General features: G+C 67.1%; 21 protein-coding genes and 1 tRNA gene. 10 read left to right on the top strand and 12 right to left on the bottom strand.

Annotated elements, in window-relative coordinates:
* Positions 1-5: 5 nt before the first annotated feature.
* From NO360_RS11705 to NO360_RS11720, 4 genes are all read left to right on the top strand, one after another.
* Positions 6-695, top strand: a complete 690-nt coding sequence (locus tag NO360_RS11705; RefSeq protein WP_256307989.1) for a CPBP family glutamic-type intramembrane protease — start codon at positions 6-8, stop codon at positions 693-695.
* A 97-nt stretch (positions 696-792) separates the two neighbouring features.
* Entirely contained in the window at positions 793-1,242 is a 450-nt protein-coding gene (locus tag NO360_RS11710) for a DUF302 domain-containing protein (RefSeq protein WP_256307990.1), read from the top strand.
* Positions 1,243-1,678: 436 nt separating this feature from the next.
* Positions 1,679-2,512: an MBL fold metallo-hydrolase gene (locus NO360_RS11715; RefSeq protein ID WP_256307991.1), complete on the top strand. Its 834-nt coding sequence runs from the start codon at positions 1,679-1,681 to the stop codon at positions 2,510-2,512.
* A gap of 93 nt (positions 2,513-2,605) precedes the next feature.
* Positions 2,606-2,815: a hypothetical protein gene (locus tag NO360_RS11720; RefSeq protein WP_256307992.1), complete on the top strand. Its 210-nt coding sequence runs from the start codon at positions 2,606-2,608 to the stop codon at positions 2,813-2,815.
* A 359-nt stretch (positions 2,816-3,174) separates the two neighbouring features.
* Here the strand turns inward: NO360_RS11720 and NO360_RS11725 are convergent.
* Together NO360_RS11725 and tatA are read right to left on the bottom strand one after the other, a co-directional pair.
* Positions 3,175-3,248, bottom strand: a tRNA-Arg gene (locus NO360_RS11725).
* A 72-nt stretch (positions 3,249-3,320) separates the two neighbouring features.
* A complete protein-coding gene (tatA, locus tag NO360_RS11730) occupies positions 3,321-3,584 on the bottom strand; it encodes a twin-arginine translocase TatA/TatE family subunit (protein ID WP_256307993.1) in 264 nt (87 codons plus the stop codon).
* Between the two features lie 153 nt (positions 3,585-3,737).
* On the opposite strand from tatA, the gene NO360_RS11735 reads away from it, so the two are divergent.
* Both NO360_RS11735 and NO360_RS11740 read left to right on the top strand, forming a co-directional pair.
* Positions 3,738-4,214 carry a redoxin domain-containing protein gene (locus NO360_RS11735; protein ID WP_256307994.1) on the top strand — a complete coding sequence of 159 codons (477 nt, stop codon included), beginning with the start codon at positions 3,738-3,740 and terminating at the stop codon, positions 4,212-4,214.
* A gap of 112 nt (positions 4,215-4,326) precedes the next feature.
* Positions 4,327-5,139, top strand: coding sequence for an HD domain-containing protein (locus NO360_RS11740; protein ID WP_256307995.1), 813 nt, complete (start codon positions 4,327-4,329; stop codon positions 5,137-5,139).
* A gap of 27 nt (positions 5,140-5,166) precedes the next feature.
* Here NO360_RS11740 and NO360_RS11745 read toward each other — a convergent pair whose 3' ends face one another.
* The 3 genes from NO360_RS11745 to NO360_RS11755 all read right to left on the bottom strand — a co-directional run bounded on the left by NO360_RS11745 (position 5,167) and on the right by NO360_RS11755 (position 6,687).
* Positions 5,167-6,081, bottom strand: coding sequence for a mechanosensitive ion channel family protein (locus NO360_RS11745; RefSeq protein WP_256307996.1), 915 nt, complete (start codon positions 6,079-6,081; stop codon positions 5,167-5,169).
* Positions 6,078-6,326 (bottom strand): YhbY family RNA-binding protein, encoded by a 249-nt coding sequence (locus NO360_RS11750; protein ID WP_256307997.1) that lies wholly within the window; start codon positions 6,324-6,326, stop codon positions 6,078-6,080. The genes NO360_RS11745 and NO360_RS11750 overlap by 4 nt, the downstream gene beginning before the upstream one ends.
* Positions 6,327-6,402: 76 nt before the next feature.
* Positions 6,403-6,687 (bottom strand): ribonuclease P protein component 4, encoded by a 285-nt coding sequence (locus tag NO360_RS11755; protein WP_256307998.1) that lies wholly within the window; start codon positions 6,685-6,687, stop codon positions 6,403-6,405.
* A 123-nt stretch (positions 6,688-6,810) separates the two neighbouring features.
* Between NO360_RS11755 and NO360_RS11760 the strand changes: the two genes are divergently transcribed.
* The 3 genes from NO360_RS11760 (at position 6,811) to NO360_RS11770 (ending at position 10,050) form a co-directional block, all read left to right on the top strand.
* On the top strand, positions 6,811-7,656 hold the full coding sequence (locus NO360_RS11760) for a universal stress protein (protein ID WP_256307999.1): 846 nt from the start codon (positions 6,811-6,813) through the stop codon (positions 7,654-7,656).
* A gap of 134 nt (positions 7,657-7,790) precedes the next feature.
* The gene (locus NO360_RS11765) at positions 7,791-8,882 is read left to right on the top strand and encodes a glycosyltransferase family 4 protein (RefSeq protein ID WP_256308000.1); all 1,092 of its coding nucleotides are present in this window, start codon (positions 7,791-7,793) and stop codon (positions 8,880-8,882) included.
* Between the two features lie 49 nt (positions 8,883-8,931).
* Entirely contained in the window at positions 8,932-10,050 is a 1,119-nt protein-coding gene (locus tag NO360_RS11770; protein ID WP_256308001.1) for a glycosyltransferase, read from the top strand.
* A 62-nt stretch (positions 10,051-10,112) separates the two neighbouring features.
* On the opposite strand, the gene NO360_RS11775 is transcribed toward NO360_RS11770, so the two are convergent.
* The 7 genes from NO360_RS11775 to cyaB all read right to left on the bottom strand — a co-directional run bounded on the left by NO360_RS11775 (position 10,113) and on the right by cyaB (position 15,552).
* Complete coding sequence (locus NO360_RS11775; RefSeq protein WP_256308002.1) at positions 10,113-10,571, bottom strand: hypothetical protein; 459 nt, start codon at positions 10,569-10,571, stop codon at positions 10,113-10,115.
* A gap of 113 nt (positions 10,572-10,684) precedes the next feature.
* Positions 10,685-11,002, bottom strand: coding sequence for a PRC-barrel domain-containing protein (locus tag NO360_RS11780; protein WP_256308003.1), 318 nt, complete (start codon positions 11,000-11,002; stop codon positions 10,685-10,687).
* 159 nt (positions 11,003-11,161) lie between these two features.
* Entirely contained in the window at positions 11,162-11,620 is a 459-nt protein-coding gene (locus NO360_RS11785) for a DUF5804 family protein (RefSeq protein ID WP_256308004.1), read from the bottom strand.
* Positions 11,621-11,883: 263 nt separating this feature from the next.
* Positions 11,884-12,153 (bottom strand): hypothetical protein, encoded by a 270-nt coding sequence (locus tag NO360_RS11790; protein ID WP_256308005.1) that lies wholly within the window; start codon positions 12,151-12,153, stop codon positions 11,884-11,886.
* A 210-nt stretch (positions 12,154-12,363) separates the two neighbouring features.
* A complete protein-coding gene (locus NO360_RS11795; RefSeq protein ID WP_256308527.1) occupies positions 12,364-13,512 on the bottom strand; it encodes a tRNA sulfurtransferase in 1,149 nt (382 codons plus the stop codon).
* A 142-nt stretch (positions 13,513-13,654) separates the two neighbouring features.
* Positions 13,655-14,860 carry a methionine adenosyltransferase gene (locus tag NO360_RS11800; protein ID WP_256308006.1) on the bottom strand — a complete coding sequence of 402 codons (1,206 nt, stop codon included), beginning with the start codon at positions 14,858-14,860 and terminating at the stop codon, positions 13,655-13,657.
* A gap of 92 nt (positions 14,861-14,952) precedes the next feature.
* Positions 14,953-15,552: a class IV adenylate cyclase gene (gene cyaB, locus NO360_RS11805; RefSeq protein WP_256308007.1), complete on the bottom strand. Its 600-nt coding sequence runs from the start codon at positions 15,550-15,552 to the stop codon at positions 14,953-14,955.
* Positions 15,553-15,647: 95 nt separating this feature from the next.
* Here cyaB and NO360_RS11810 point away from each other — a divergent pair, with 95 nt between their 5' ends.
* Positions 15,648-16,166 carry a DUF6789 family protein gene (locus tag NO360_RS11810; RefSeq protein WP_256308008.1) on the top strand — a complete coding sequence of 173 codons (519 nt, stop codon included), beginning with the start codon at positions 15,648-15,650 and terminating at the stop codon, positions 16,164-16,166.
* Positions 16,167-16,221 lie beyond the last annotated feature (55 nt).

Consider the following 16,221-nt stretch of genomic DNA (forward strand, 5'->3'; position numbering starts at 1 on the left):
CGACGGTGTCCGTCCACGCCCGCATTCGCGCCGTTGCCGGCGGATCGAGTTGGCTCCAGCGAGCGCTAGTCGTCGGCCTCGCCCTCTCGGTCCTGTGGAGTTCGTGGGCGGTCCCGCCGACCGATCTCGGTGCGCGCGTCGTCCGCGACGTGCTCTTGTTTCTCGCCATCCCGGCCAGTCTCGCCGCCGCACACGGGCGTGACCTCGGCTATCACGTCGATCGGGTGGCCCTCCGGGACACCCTGATCCTCGCGGCGTTCGTGCTCCCCTTCTACCTCGTGGGGTCGTCGCTGCCGAGCATCCGCGCGTACTATCCGATGTGGGAGACCTCGACCGCCCTCGGCGAGTTCCTGCCGCACACCGTCCAGCAGTTGCTCGTCATCGTCGCCGCGGAGACGTACTACCGGGGGCTCCTCTGCGTCGGCGTCAGCGAGGAGTTCGGCTTCAAGAGCGTCTTCATCAGCCCCGTCGTGTACGCGCTGCATCACGTCGGCAAGCCGCCGATCGAACTGCTGTTGTCCGGGCCGACAGACGTGCTCTTCGGGGCGGTCGATTACCACAGCCAGTCGCTGCTGCCCTCCATCGTCGCGCACGGACTCGGACTGACGCTCCTGGATTGGCTCGCATTACACGACCCCCTGTTCCCGCCGGCGGACGTCCTCGCGGCCCTCCGCTGGCTGCCGGTTCCGTTGTGACACCCCCGACGCGAGGGACGGCACGCTCGGGAGTCCAGTAGTGCGCAGTAGACACAATCCCATACGTTTTCATCGGTGGCCGTCGTACGTTCGGGCGATGACGTTACCCATCGATCCGGAAGCGATTACCGCAGGCGACATCGGCGAGGAGCGAGCCACTCTTCGGATGGAACACGAGGAAGCGATCGAACACGTGCGCGAGGCGTTCACCGACGCCGGATTCGGTGTCGCGACCGAGTTCTCGGCCTCGGACATGCTGAACGAGAAGATCGACGCCGGACGCGACCCGTACTACGTCCTCGGCGCGTGTAATCCCACGATGGCGAACCGGGCGCTCGACGCGAGCGAGAAGCGGATGGGCGGGCTGTTCCCGTGCAACGTCGTGATCTGGCAGGAGGAACCCGGCGTCCAGACGGTCTATCACGTGAGCATTATGCGGATCGCGCGCCTCGTCGGGATGGCTCCGGACGACGACGAGATGGCGGACATCATCGCGGACACGGGCGAACTCGTCGACGAGGCTTTCGGGAACCTCAACGCCGAGTAGTCGGCGTCGCGCATCGTTCGGCCGTGATTTGAGGACGAATAGCAGTCCGTTCGGCGGTTGTGACGGAGATTCACCGCACTCCAGTCAGGAGTTGTCGCCACCCGAGCGCGGGCTCCGCGAACCGAGTTCCCGCATCGTCGCGTCCATCTGCGAGAAGTTCGCCGTCTCTCTGCTATGTGATTCCATACCACGAAATTCGGCAGTGAATTATAAATATCTTCTGACGGTACCGTTTGCAGTTCTTCATATTGTTCCGACTCATTATATTCGTATAACGGTGTTTTCTCTCTTATACCGGAATCATCTGTTAATGTGACCCGAAAGATTCGACGTTTGAAAGCTGCTGGTGGGTTCGTCAACCGGACCGAGGCCGTCACCGCCGCCCGTCTCGGCCGTCTCCGGAACACTTAGCCTACCGCCGGCCACACCGACATCTATGACTCGAAGCGACTGGGGAGACTGGCTTCCGCGCGCCGTCGAGAACGCGGCCCCCGACACCGTCGCCGTCTGGTATCTCGGTTGTAACGGCTTCATCCTGAAGGGCAGCGAGGGGACGACGATCGCGATCGACCCCTACCTCGGCACCGGCGACCCGCCGCGAACGGTCCGGATGATCCCGGTGCCGTTCGATCCCGAGGACGTCGCGGAGATGGACGCCGTCTTCGCCACCCACGAACACACCGACCACACCCACGGCCCGAGTCAGGCCCCGATCCTCGAGCACACCGGCGCGTCCTTCTACGCCCCGGACGACTCGCTGTCGGTGGCCTTCGACGACGAGGCGTGGCTCGACGACTACGACCTCGACGAGGCTCAGTTCACCGAGGTCGTCGAGGGCGACACCCTCGAGGTCGGCGAGTTCACCGTCCACGTCGAGTTCTCGCACGATCCGGACTCGACGCACCCGGTCTCGTACGTCTTCGAGCACGAGTCGGGGACGTTCTTCCACGGCGGCGACACGAAGCCCCACGACGACTTCGACGACCTCGGCGACCGCTACGACATCGACCTCGGCGTGTTGGCGTTCGGCGCGATCGGCAACATCGACGACAAACAGACGGGAGAACCGGTCCGCACGCGGTGGTACTCCACCGAGAACGAGGCCGTCGAGGCCGCCTCGGACCTCCGGTTCGATCGGTTCCTCCCGAGCCACTGGGATATGTGGAAGGGAATGACCGCCGATCCGAAGGTGCTGCACCACCACGCGCGGAGTTACGAGTACCCGCGATCGCTGGAGGTCGTCGAGATCGGCGATCGCGTGGACCTCTGAACGGGGGGAGTGTCGGCAGGCCGGCGCGCCCGGTCGAAACCTCGCGACGCGATCGTCCAAAGAGACTTACTGTCCCGAGGCATCCGTGCTCGTATGGTGCTGGAACCGGGGATGTCCGGCAGAGCGAGGCTCTTTTTCGCGGTCTACGGGCTCGTCGTCATCGGAGTCGTCGTCGGCCTGCGCGAACTGCTCGGAATGAGCGGCGCGCCGCTCGCCGCCGCGGCGGTAGTGGTGGCCGTCGTACTGTTCTGGGGCGGGTTGCGGCCGGTGTATCGCCGCGTCGGTTCCGTGGAGAGTGAGTGACGGCGACGAGCAAATCGGCCGGGCGCGGCGGGACCTCGGTGGACCGGACGGGACCCGAAGTCCCGCTGAACGCCGGACAGAGTGAACAGAGGTACACTACCAGAAGCCGCGGCCGAACGGACGCGGCGGGACTCCCGCGAGCGCAGCGAGCGGGAGGTCGCCGCGGGAGTGAGCGAAGCGAACGGACGCGGCGGGATTCGAACCACGGTCGGACGTGCTCGCTCCGCTGCGCTCGACCTCCCTGATTCGAATCCCACAGGTCGATTTCACGCCTCGCTGTCGCTCGACCGAAAACGAACGTGGCAGGACTCCCGCGAACAAAGTGAGCGGGAGGTCGCCGCGGGAGTGAGCGAAGCGAACGGACGCGGCGGGATTCGAACCCGCGATCTAGGGGTTAGGAACCCCTCGCCCTGGTCCACTAGGCCACACGTCCCACCGACGAGTCACACAGCCACCGCTTAAACGAATTGGATTCCGTCAAAAAGACCGGGTGGGGGACAGCGCGTCAGTTCGTCTCGGTCGACGTCTCTTTCGACGTCTCCGTCGACGTCGTCGTCTCTTCTTCCTCTTCGTCGTCGCCTTCCATCTGACTGAGCTCTTCCTCGATTTCCTCGCGGCCGCGTCTGAACTCGCCCATCGCCTGCCCCGTCGATCGGGCGAGTTTCGGGATCTTGTTGGCGCCGAACAGAAGCACCAGTATGAGCAGGACGACGAGCACTTCCGGCCCACCCGGCAGCCCCGGGAACAGTGGGGTGATAGTTCCGTACATCGCTACCAGAACCTAACCCAGTGGTAATTATAGGCTTTTTGCTCGGCTCCCCCGAGCGACTGTGCCGGCAAACGGACGTCCGGACGCGGCTGCAGACGGTGACGGCCCGCCGGAGAAAGCAACATTCAACCGGGACGGTCCGCGAAACCGCCTATGGTCTCAGTCGGCGACGACGCCCCGGATTTCACCGCACCGCTCGCAGACGGCGACATCGAGTCGTTCACGCTCTCGGAGAACCTCGATGCGGCCCCCGTCGTGCTCGCGTTCTTCCCCGCAGCCTTCACGGGGACCTGCACGACGGAGATGTGCACCTTCCGCGATCAGATGGCCAACTTCGAAGACGTCGGCGCGACGGTCTACGGCGTCAGCATCGACACGCCGTTCACGCTGAACGAGTTCCGCGCGCAGAACGACCTCAACTTCGGTCTCGTCAGCGACACCAACCGCGAGATCATCGACGCCTACGACGTCTCGATGGACTTCGCGGGTCTCGGCGTCCGCAACCTCGCCAAGCGCGCGGTCTTCGTCGTCGACGACGACGGGGAGATCACCTACGCGTGGGTGAGCGACGACCCCGGCGTCGAGCCCGATTACGAAGAAGTCGCCGCCGCGGCCGAAGACGCGCGGTGAACGGCCGGGGGGTCGCGTCGCTGTCACCGTAAGCGACAGTTGCGAACCCGCCACGGTCAGGGTTCTACATAACTCCCGCAGATACTTTGCCGCCGCCGGAGTAGCCGATTCTATGGCGGAATCCAGCGGAAACGGCGGGCGCGAGTACGATCCCGAGGCCGAGCACAACTTCCCCGACGAGCGGGTCAACGCGGTGCTCGAAGAGATCCGCACGGACCCGGAGATCACGACCTATCTTGAAGCGCAGAACGTCAACGCCGTCCAGCGGAAGGGGTACAACGATCACGGGACGAAGCACATCGAGATCGTTCGGAACCGCGCGCTCTGTCTCTACGACCTGCTGAAGGGCGGCGACGTCGCCTGCAACGGGGCCGCAGACCAGGGACTCGACGAGGCCGACGAGCCGGTGATCCTCGCGCTGGCGGCCACGCTCCACGACATCGGTCACGTCGTCCACCGCGACGACCACGTCTACTACTCGATCCCGCTGGCGGCGGACCTCCTCGACCGCCTGCTCCCGCAGTTGGGGTTCTACGACACGGAGGAGTCGGTTCGGTTGAAGGCCGAGGTGCTCCACGCGATCCTCTGTCACCACACCGCGGAGGACCCGCTGACGACCGAGGCGGGGATCATCCGCGTCGCCGACGCGTTGGATATGGAACGCGGTCGCTCACGCATTCCCTACGAGAAGGGCGGACGCGGTATCAACACCCTGTCCAGTCAGGCCATCGAGAACGTCTCGCTGCGGCCGGGTGACGGGAAGGCCGTCCTCGTCGAGATCGAGATGATCAACGCGGCCGGGGTCTACCAGGTCGACAACCTGCTCAAGGCGAAACTCGACGGATCGGGGCTGGACGATCACGTCCGGATCGTCGCGGTCAACACGAAGTCGGGCGACCAACTCGTCGAACGAATCGAACTGTAGCGACCCGCTCGTCGAACGTCCGGGGCGTCAGTCGTCGGCGGGCGAGACTTCCTGAAGGCCGGCGACGGTGAGTTCGCCGCCGAGCGTGCGGTTCGGGTACGGGATGTTGATTCCCTCCTCGTCGAAGCGCTGTTTGACCGCTTGGACGTACTCCGCCCGGGTCTTTACGAAGTCAGCGCGGCTCGGGTCCTCGATCCAGATGCGCGAGGTGAGCGTCACCGAGGAGTCGCCGAGTTCGGTCAATCGCACCGACGGCGCGGGGTCTTCGAGGATGTCCGCGTGCGCTTCGGCCTCCTCGACGATGATCTCGGTCGCCCGCTCCGTGTCGTCGTCGTAGCCGATGCCGAAGGGGACCTGGAGGCGGAGTTTGTCCTTCGCGACGGGGTTCTTGATGACGCCGTCTGTCAGCGCCGAGTTCGGGACCGTCAGCAGTTCGTTGTCGAACGTGCGAACGCGGGAGACGCGGAAGCTGATGTCCTCGACGACGCCCGAGTTCCCGTCCCACTGGATCCAATCGCCGATCTTGAACGGTTTGTCCGTGTAAATGAAGATACCCGCGACGAAGTTCTTCAGGACGTCCTGCATCGCGAAGCCGATCGCCAGCGTGGCCGCAGCGGCGATCGTCGCCAGCGACTGCAGGAAGTTCGGGTAGCCCGCCGCGCCGAACGCGGCCGTGACGGCGGCAAAGCCGACGACGACGACGAGGAGTCGGCGGAGCGGCTTCTGGGCGTGCGTTTCGAGCCCGCGGGAGTCCATCATCCGGGTCGCGACCGGCAGGAGCACACTGCGACCGACCACGAACACGACCGCGAACACGACGAGGAACGCCAGCGCCTGTCCGAGGAGCCCGGCGGCCGCGTCGGGGAGGCCGACGCCCGCCAGGAACCGCGCGATCGAGTCGCTCAGGCCGATCCCGGCCTGCAGCGGCGCCCCGACGCTCATCGATGCAGGACCCCCGTGTTACCCCGTGTCTCGATGACCTCCGAGTCGGTTCGCTCGGCGAGTTCGGCCGCGAGCTCCTCGACGGTCGTGCCGCCGCGGGCCGCGCGGAGGAACTTCACCTTCACGAGTTCGCGGTCGTGCAACTGATCGGCCGCCTCCTCGACGACCGGATCGATCCCCCCTTTTCCCACCCAGACGGTAACGTCCAGATCGTGGGCCGCCTTGCGCAGCTCCTGTTCGTCCATACGACTCCGATACGTCGGCGTGCGGTTTGAAACTTAAGACTCCCGACGGATTTGAGCGGTCCCGCGTTCGGGGGCGTTACTGATCGTCGTAGGGGTAGCGCTTCGTCGCGCCGCAGGAGAGACACCTGAGGACGACGTGGCCCGACTGGAGTCGAACCCGAGCCGTCGCGCCGGGGCGGAGGTACGCGTCGCAGTCGTCACAGGCGAAGCGTCTGAACCGACGCGGGAGCCGAACCCGGTTCCGTTCGGCGATCCGGCGAGCGAGGCGGACGTACTCCCGGCCGAGGTCGACGTCGCCGCCGGCCGTCGCTTCCCGGGCGAGGTCGTGCAGTCGCTCGATTCGCTCGGCCGGGATGCCCATACTGGCGCACGAACTCGGGCGACCAAAGGCGTTCCGAGTCGGTCTCGGACCCGCCGCGGGCTCCGAATCCCATTTTATTGTACGCATCGTACAATATTAATCCGTGGAGTGCGAAGCGGGAGTATGCGCATCGTATTCGCCACGGACCTCTCGGACGCGAACGAGGCAGCGATCCGGTCCCGCACGTGCCTGGACTGTCTCGACAACATCGGCGTCACGGAGGTGCACCTCGTGACGGTCGTGCCGGACAACGTCTCCAGCGGCCTCCCCGGGATGGACGCCGCGACGGACACCCGAAAGTCGTTGCAGCCCCAGCGCGAGGTCTTCGAATCTGCGGGGTTCACCGTCGAGACCCACGTTGCCCGCGGGACGCCACACCGACGGATCAACGGCTTCGCCGACCGACTCGACGCGGATATGATCGTGGTCGGGTCGCGCGGACAGAGTCCGCTCGCGAACCGGCTCGTCGGGAGCACCACCCGGAACGTCGCGCGGACGGCCACGCGTCCGCTGCTCGTCGAGCGGATCGCGCCCCCGGACTCAGAAAAGGCCGTCGTGAAAGCGCACCTCTTCCAGCACGTCCTGTTCGCGACCGACTTCTCGGAGAACGCCCGGCAGGCGTTCGAGTTCCTCCCGATGCTCGAGGGAGCCACCCAGGCGGTCGACCTCCTGCACGTGCAGAAGGAGAACGCGGAGCCGGCGGTCGAGGACCCGCGATTACGACTGCAGGAGCTCGCGGCCGAGGTCGAACGCGAGATGGGAATCGAGGCCGGAATCAACGTCCGCGAAGGGAGTCCCGTCGACGAAATCCTCGAGGAGGAGACCCGAGTCGGCGCGACGACGACGCTGCTCGGCACGCGCGGGCGGAGCCGGCTCCGCCGACTGCTCCTCGGAAGCGTCTCGGAATCGATCGTCGCCCGGGGCAACAACAACGTCCTGCTCGTTCCCCCGGCAGGAGACCGACGCTGAGAGGGGCGGTCGCCCGTATTCGCGGGAAGGGCGCTCCCGGGGGCCGACGTGATCGAGCGACTCCCGGCGACGGCTCCGACGCCGGCACCGAGAGTCGTACGTATAAATAGGGCCGCGGGCAACGCCCCGACACCGTGGCTCTCCGCGCGCTCAATTACCTCGAACTCGAATCGCGGCTGGACCGGAGCGGCATCGGGACCGCAGCCGACCAGCAGCGGGCCGCCCTCGAACGGACGGACGTCGAGGTGGCGACCTCGCCGTGGCGCGGCGGAGACCTATCGACGGGCCTGCGCTCGGCCCTGTCCGGGCACGGCCTCTTCGCCGAGTACGACGTCGCCCACTGCAACATCGTCGGTCCTGGGTCACTGGCGGTCGCGCGCCACGCGAAGCGCCACGACGTCCCGCTGATTCTCCACACGCACGTCACGCGTGAGGACTTCGCGGAGTCGTTCCGGGGGTCGACGACGGTCGCCCCGGCGCTGGGGCGGTACCTGAAGTGGTTCTACTCGCAGGCGGACCTGGTGCTCTGTCCCTCCGAGTACACGAAGCGCGTCCTCGAATCGTACCCCGTCGACGCGCCGATCCGACCGATGACGAACGGCGTCGACGTCGAGGCCTTAGCGGGGTTCGATGACCTCCGAGGAGAGTACCGCGAGCGCTACGACCTCGATGGGACGGTCGTCTTCCTCGTCGGCAACGTCTTCGAGCGGAAGGGCCTCTCGACGTTCTGTCGGGTCGCGGAGGCGACGCCCTACGACTTCGCGTGGTTCGGTCCCTACGACACCGGCCCGCACGCTTCGAAGGCGGTCCGACGATGGACGTCGAACCCGCCCGAGAACGTCACCTTCACCGGGTGGATCGACGACATCCGGGGGGCGTACGGCGCGGGCGACGTCTACCTCTTCCCGACGAAGAACGAGAACCAGGGCATCGCCGTCCTCGAGGCGATGGCCTGCGGAAAGGCGGTCGTCCTCCGGGACATCCCGGTGTTCGAGGAGTTCTACACCGACGGCCACGACTGCCTCAAGTGCGAGACCGAGGCGGAGTTCGTCGACGCGGTCGAATGCCTCGCCGCTGACGACGACCTCCGAAATCGGCTCGGCGAGAACGCCCGCGAGACCGCGATGGAACACAGTCTGGACCGCGTCGGCGAGCGACTCGCCGAGACGTACCGCGAGGTCCGAGAGGCCAAGCGAACGGGCCGACCACTCGACATCGGGGAGTGAGCCCCGACGATTCGCAACTGATTAACCCCACGTCCGTGAATCGCCGCCGATGGCTCCCGCCACCGTCGCCGCCTTCACCGACACTTACCTGCCGACAGTCAACGGCGTCTCCTACACGATCCAGACGTGGCGCGACCGCTGGCAGGAGCGCGGCGGGACGATGCGGATCGTCTACCCCGGGAGCACCGACTACGACCCCGACCCCGAGGAATACCCGGTTCGGAGCCTCCCCTTTCCGATGTACGAGGGATTCCGGATCGGGACCCCGCGCGTCCCCGAGGCCGTCGAGGACGCCGACGTCGTCCACGCGCACACCCCGTTCGCGGTCGGCATCGGGGGAGCGCGACTCGCCCGCCGCGAGGACCTGCCGCTCGTGACCTCCTACCACACGCCGACCGCGGAGTACGCCGACTATCTCACGTCGCGACCGCGCGTCGAGCACGGCATCGAACGGCTGGCCGAGCGGTACGAGCGGTGGTTCCTCTCCCGCTCGGACGCGATCATCTGCCCCAGTGAGGACGCCAGGAAGCGGGCGCGAGACACCGCTGCGCCCGATACCCGGACCGTCGTGCTCTCGAACGGCGTCGACGTCGACTTCTTTGCGCCGACCGACGCCGAGGAGTTCCGGGAGCGCCACGGACTCCCGGACGGCCCGCTCGTCGGATACACCGGCCGACACGGCTACGAGAAGAACCTCTCGGAGTTCCTCCGCGCGGCCGGCAGCATCGATGCGACGGTCGTACTCGGCGGCGACGGCCCCGCGCGCGAGGATCTGGAGTCGCTGGCGGCCGGCCTCGACGTCGACGCGCGGTTCCTGGGCTTTCTCCCCCGCGAGGAGCTGCCGGCGTTCTACTCCGCGCTGGACGCGTTCGTCTTCCCCAGCCCGGTCGAGACCCAGGGCCTCGTCGCGCTCGAAGCCAACGCCTGCGGCACGCCCGTCGTCGCCGTCGACGCCGGCGCGCTCTCGAACACGGTCCAGGACGGCGTCACGGGCTATCACTACGAACACGGGGACATCGCGGACTGCCGCGACGCGATCGGTCGCGTCCTCGACGAGCGCGAGTCGCTCTCGGCCTCCTGTCTATCGCGCCGCGAGGCGTTGAGCGTCGACCGCGTGGTCGATCAGCTCGCGGACCTCTACGAAGGGGTTATCGAGGAAAATCGGTAGTCGCGGTTCGGGACGTTCGGGTCCGAGATCGTTCGAGTTCGGACGGCTGACGGGGACGCGTCTCAGTCGTCGAGGTCTTCGACGGCCTGCGCGATCCGCTGGAGCTGGCGCGTCGCGTCGCGGACCTCGTCGCGGAGCTGTCGGACCTCGCGAACGAGTTCCTCGTTGCCCGCGGACTCGCTCTCTTCCGGCCCGCCTCGGCCGCCGGGGCCGCCGGGGCCGCCGCCCATTCCGGGCGGACCGCCGCCCATCCCGCCGGGACCGCCGCCGCCCATCATCCCGCTCATCATCTGCGCGAAGGGGTTGCCGCCGGCACCGCCGGGGCCGCCGCCCATCATCTCCTCGGGGTCGGGGCGGTCGCCCTCCTCTCGCTCCTCGGCACGTCGTTCGCGAATCTCCTCGACGCGCTCGCGGAAGGACTTCTCTTCGGCGTCGTCGGCCGACTCCTCGGCGTCGTCCTCGGGCGGGAGCGATTTTTCGGTGTCGTTCTCGGCGGCAGGATCGTCTGGTTCGTCCGACATACCTCCGGATACAGTCTCACCCCGCAAATGACTGACGGTCGGCGCCGAATGCGGTGCCTGCCCGGCGGAACCCAATCACGGTGAGACGACCGCCGTCGTCCCCGGTCTCGACGCTACGCGACCGCAGAATCCTCTTTGTCCTCGCCGTTGGGCTGTGTCATCTGCTCGATGACGTCGTGGAGGGTGACGTCGTTGACGAGGATGACGTCGCCGACGGCGCGAACCCAGCGGTACGGGAGGATGACGCCCTTCTTCCTGCCGACGATGTCCGAAAAGAGTTCGTCGTTGAGTTGCGTGAGCGCGAGTCCGGTCACGGCCTGCCGCTCGGTGAGATCGAGTCGGACGTCGGCGACTTCGCCGACGAAGACGCCTTCGTTCGAGTACACCTCGCGGCCGACGAGCGTCGTGATCTTCTGGGGGGTCTCGTCCATACCCCGATGATCGGGAGGGTCCGTCTTAATTGTTGGTAGGAGCGGGCGCGCTTCCGGCGAAGGCCTCTGAGAGTCGGACTCCCAGAATCTCGTCGTGCCGCGGTGCCGACGGTTTCCGACCCGTGTATCGCGATCGACCGAACGAGGACGCGCTGGGCGTCACCCGGCGTCGAACTCCTCGCCCGTCACGCGGACGGTCACCGTCTCCTCGACCGGTCGGAGGTCGTAGGACGGGGCCGTCCCGTCCGGCCGCCGAGTGACGTACATCGGCTCGACCAACTCTCCCTCCTCGACGCCGTAGATCGCGAGGCGCTCGCCGGTTTCTTCGGGTCGCACGTCGCCGTCGCGAACGGCCGTCGCCAGCGAGCGGCTCAGCCACTCGTCGGCCGAGATGCTCGGCTCACGGACGAGCGCGACGTCGACGAACCGAACGAGATACCAGTTGAGATCGTTGCACAGCGAGACGGCCGCCCCGAGGCTCACGGTGTCGACCGCCAGCGAGTTCTCGAAGGGCGCGTATCGGTCGTACGTCGAGAGCGCCTCGCGCGCGGTCTCGCGCGAGAGCAGTTCGTACTGCACGTCGACGTCTCTCGAACCGACGAAGCAGACGCGCGTCACGGGTGGGGGTCCGACTGGGGTCGAGCGACTCGCTTCCGAGGCGGTGCGTAGACTGGGTGCGGCGAGGCGTGAATCATAGATACGGCGTCGAGAGCGTCGAAAGGCGTTGAAACGGTTGTGAAGGGGATCATAAATCGATTGCGGTCGGGGCGGTTTCGGACCGATACACTGGAGGCCGGAGAGCGGAGAACCGACGAGAGTGGAGCAGCGGACGACCGGGACGTCGGCGACGAAGTGGAGGGGCCGAACGGGGCGCGTCGCGGTCAGCGGTACCCGTTCTCGTCGAGCCACGAGACCGCACACGATTCGTCGCAGAAGGACAGGAGCCGACGCTCGCGGGTGAGCTTCGCTCCCGGCCCGGACGTCCGCTCGCGGTCGAGTTCGACCTGGTAGTGCGGGCCCGCGAGATCGACGCGCTCGCCGCACGCCGGACACCTCTCGCTGGCGGCGTCCCAGTCGCTGCGCGGGACCACTTGCCTCACGGTCCACTCCCCGTCTGAGATCGACGGGGCGGGGCGGCACGTCTTTGACATTGACAGAACGTACGGCCTCTAGCTATGTAAATCCATTTTTGCCCAATCTATCACGTGATAAGTAACAATGATTAACGTCTTTACGGTTTTTGGTGAATATATACACAGGATATGTGAGTCGAGTTGCCACGGGGCGCACCGGCTCCACCACGGGGCGCACCGACGCCACTAAGCGGCCATCGCGACGCATCGTACCGCGGGACTCCCATCCTACGGGGAGTGAATCTCGGCGCTTCGCCCCGCCTCCCGCGCCGCCGCGAGGAGTCCGTCGGGTTCCGCGGCCAGCACCTCCTCGACCGTCGCGTTCGTCTCGGGGTGCGACGGCGCGATCCGGTCACAGCCGACGGGGAGCGTCGCGTCGGTGTAGGTTCCGAGGTCCCGCGCCGCCGCCACGATGTCGAGTTTGTCCGCGGTGAGCAGCGGGCGGTGGACCGGCAACGAGACCGCAGCGTCCGTGGTCGCCAGGTTCCATCCGGTCTGGCTCGACTTCTGCCCCAGCGCCTCGCCCGTCGCGACGCTGTGTGCGTCGACCGCCTCGGCGACGCCCTCGGCCGCGGCGAGCATCGCGCGCCGGAGCGACAGCATCCGCGTGTGTTCCGTGCCCTCGACGATCCGCTCGACGAGTTCGCCGCCGTCGACGACGCGCGGGCGGAGGTCCGCCCGGGGCGCGCGTTCGGCGACCGTGCGGACCACTTCGAGCGCTCGGGCGCGGTGGTCCGCGCCGCCGTACTCGCCGAGGTCGACGTAGACGGGGACCGTCACACACCCGCGTCGGAGGAGCCGCCACATCGCCACCGGAGAGTCGAGGCCGCCGCTGACGAGGACGGCGACCCGTCCCTGCGTCCCGACGGGGAGCCCGCGGGGACCCGCGAACCGAATCGAAGAGACGAACGCCTCGCGCTCTCTGGCCTCGATCCGGTAGGTCCGATCCGGGTCGTCGAGATCGACCGACGCGCCGGTGACCTCGCCGACGATCCGCCCCGCCTCGACGTCCAGGTCCCGGCTGGAGAAGTCGTGTGCGTCCGCGGAACCGATCCGGTCGCTGTCGACCGCGTACGTCTCCGAGGCGTCGTGCGGGCCGGCCTCGGCGAGCCGACGGACGGCCGTCCGGATCGCGTCTAGTTCCGGGTCGACCGCGACGGCGGGCCGAGCGAAGGCGACCCCGGGGAGCGTCGCGGCGACGCGGGCGGCGTCGCGCGGACGGTCCGTCCGGACGACGACGCGCGACCACGGTCGCTCGACGGAGGCCTCGATCCCGGCGGCCTCCAGGGCGGCCTCGACGTCGCGGGCGACGCGCTCGGCCATCTTCGCGCGGACGCCGCTGCTCTTGGTGCCGAAGTCGCCGTGGCCGATCAGCACCGCGTTCGTCGGACCTGCCGGATCGGCCGGCCCGCCGGCCTCGTCGGCGGCCGCGCTCTCGCCGGGCAGGCGGGCGGCGTTCGTATCCTCGTCGTCCGAACCGTTCGTTCCGCTCACACCCGTCGTTTCGCGGCGAGGGGCTTCAGAACGTCGAAAGCTCCCCGTCGATGACGCGCCGGGTGACGTCCGTGACGTTCGCCAGTCGGTCGTCGATCCGCGCGCGCACCTCCGGTTCGATGTCCGCGAGATCGACGCCCGCCTCGGTGACGATCTTCGCGTCGGCGACGTGCGGTTGGTCGATCGGGCGACCGATCTGCGAGAGGAGTCGGATCTGGAGGTCGCGGATGCCGTCGACGTCGGCGACGACCGTCTCCGCGATGTCGGTCGAGAGGAGGTTGTAGATCTTCCCGATGTGGTTGACGGGGTTCTTCCCGGAGGTCGCCTCCATACTCATCGGGCGGTTCGGCGTGATGAGCCCGTTGGCGCGGTTGCCGCGGCCGACCGAGCCGTCGTCGCCCATCTCCGCGCTGGTGCCCGTGACCGTCAGGTAGATCGATCCGGCCTCGTAGTCGTCGGCCGTGTTGACCTCGACGCGGACCTCGCGGTCGGTGAGCCCGCGGGCGACGTCGCCCACGTAGGCGCGGACGCGCTCGACCGCCTCGTCGTAGTCGTCGAGGTCCTCGATGTAGGCATCGACCATCGCGGCGGCGACGGTGATGTCTATCAGGTCGCCCTCGCGCTTGCCCATCACTTTGATGTCCGGGCCCAGTTCGGGGTGATCAGCGGCGTAGGGGCCGTTGAGTTCCTCCTCGACGGTCAGGACGATCTCCTCGGTCTCGGTGAGCGGCGCGTGCCCGACGCCGTAGGAGGTGTCGTTCGACATCGGGACCTCGGCACCGTCCTCGCCGAAGACGTCCTGGAGGTCGCCAGAGCCCTCGCCGATCCGCGTGTCGACCACGATGTCGGTGCCGACGTCGAGTTCCGGGATGTGTTCGTTGAGGTAGTCGCGGGCGGCCGAGAGGGCGGTCGCGTCGACGGGCAGTCGCTCGCCGTCGTACTCCCGCGTCGCGCGACCGACGATGAGGACGTAGATCGGTTCGACGATCTCACCGCCGCCGTACGTCGGCGCGGACTCGCCAGCGACCAGTTGGGTCTCGTCGGTGTTGTAGTGGAGAACGCGTCCAACGCGGTCGAGATAGAGCTGTGAGAGCGCCCGGGAGACGGCCTCGGCGATGCCGTCACAGATCGAGTCGGGGTGGCCGATCCCCTTCCGCTCGACGATCTCGACCCCCTGATCCTCGACGGCAGTCCGGTCTGCGGCCTCGATGGCGATGTTCCGTTCGGTCATTGCCGGACGCTACTGCCCGGTTCGTTCTATAACTTGCGGAAAAGTTCTTCTCCGGGATTATTACCGTCGAGTATCCGCCCTGCACGCCACGCTCACCCCGTTTCGTCGAGAAGCAATCCGAGATAGGAGGTGCGGATCTGCTCGTCGGGATCGAGCCCCAACCGTCGGAGGACGGCGAACGCCCCGTCGCGGACCGAATCCACGTCCGCGTCCTCGTCGACTTCCGCCTCGACTTCGACGAACTCGCCGAGACCGTCGACACGATCCAGGGTGACGGTGTAGCCGTCGAGCGAGAAGAACTCACGCTCCTTCTCGACGACGGCGGCCGACTCGAACCCGAGGCCCTCGACGATGGCCGCCGCGGCGTCGCCGTCGGCTACGGCTGTCTCGTGTTCCTCGCGCGTCTTCGACGCCGCGTCGATTAACGGCCCCTTGTAGGTCAGTTTGGTCGTTTCGCCGGCGGTCGCATCGGGGTCCGCACCGCCGTCGGTCGAGTCACGGTCGTCGGCGCCGGGGTCGCGCGTCTCCCGTCGGAGACGGAGTGCCTCGTCGGTCTCGGCGAAGTCGCGATGGGGCGCGTCGTAGTACGTATCGATCTGCGTGACCCCTTCGACGCGACCGGCGTCGGCGTCCCGGAGCCGCTTCCTGACCGCGTCGCGCGACGCGCGCACCTTGACCTCGACTTCGTACATACGCGACTGGTCGGTCGGGCCGGCAAAAGTCGATGCGATCGATCGCGGCGAGGCTAGCAATTTATTATTAATAATAGTGTATTTTTACGAAGACAATGAGCAGCGAAACATCCGAAGCACCGGGAACGGCGGTAGACGAGGAACTGATCGAATCCGTCCAGGTACCGATTACCGGTCGCGTGGTCCTCGCTGCGATGGGTGGAGGGATGCTCGGGACGGTGGCGATGTTACCCGTCCTGGTCGGTTTCCCCGGCCTCCTGGGGCTGTTCCGAACCGAACCGGTGACGCGATTCGCCGGATTCGCGGAGTTCTTCGGCCTGGAACCGACGGTGACGCTCGGCATCGCGCTGTTCGGGTTCGGCGGCACGGTCGCGTTGCCGCTGACCTTCCTCGTCGTGGGCGCGTTCCTCCCGCCGGAGAAGCCGCGGTACCTCCGCGGCGCGACGTTCGCGACGGCGTTCTGGTTCGGGTTCCTCCCTGGGTTTTGGCCGACCGCCGGGCTCCTCACGACCGCGGCGTACGTCCTGTTCTCTCTCGCGAGCCACTGGGTCTACGGGCTGACGCTGGGCTACGTCCTGACGAAGACCGCCGGGTTGCCCCAGCACGAGGTGTGAACTGTTACCAACTTGCGTATAATTTATAACTATCGTTCTTCATATTTGATGTGGG

It is taken from the genome of Halobellus litoreus (genome assembly GCF_024464595.1).
GTDB classification, from domain to species: Archaea; Halobacteriota; Halobacteria; order Halobacteriales; family Haloferacaceae; genus Haloquadratum; species Haloquadratum litoreum.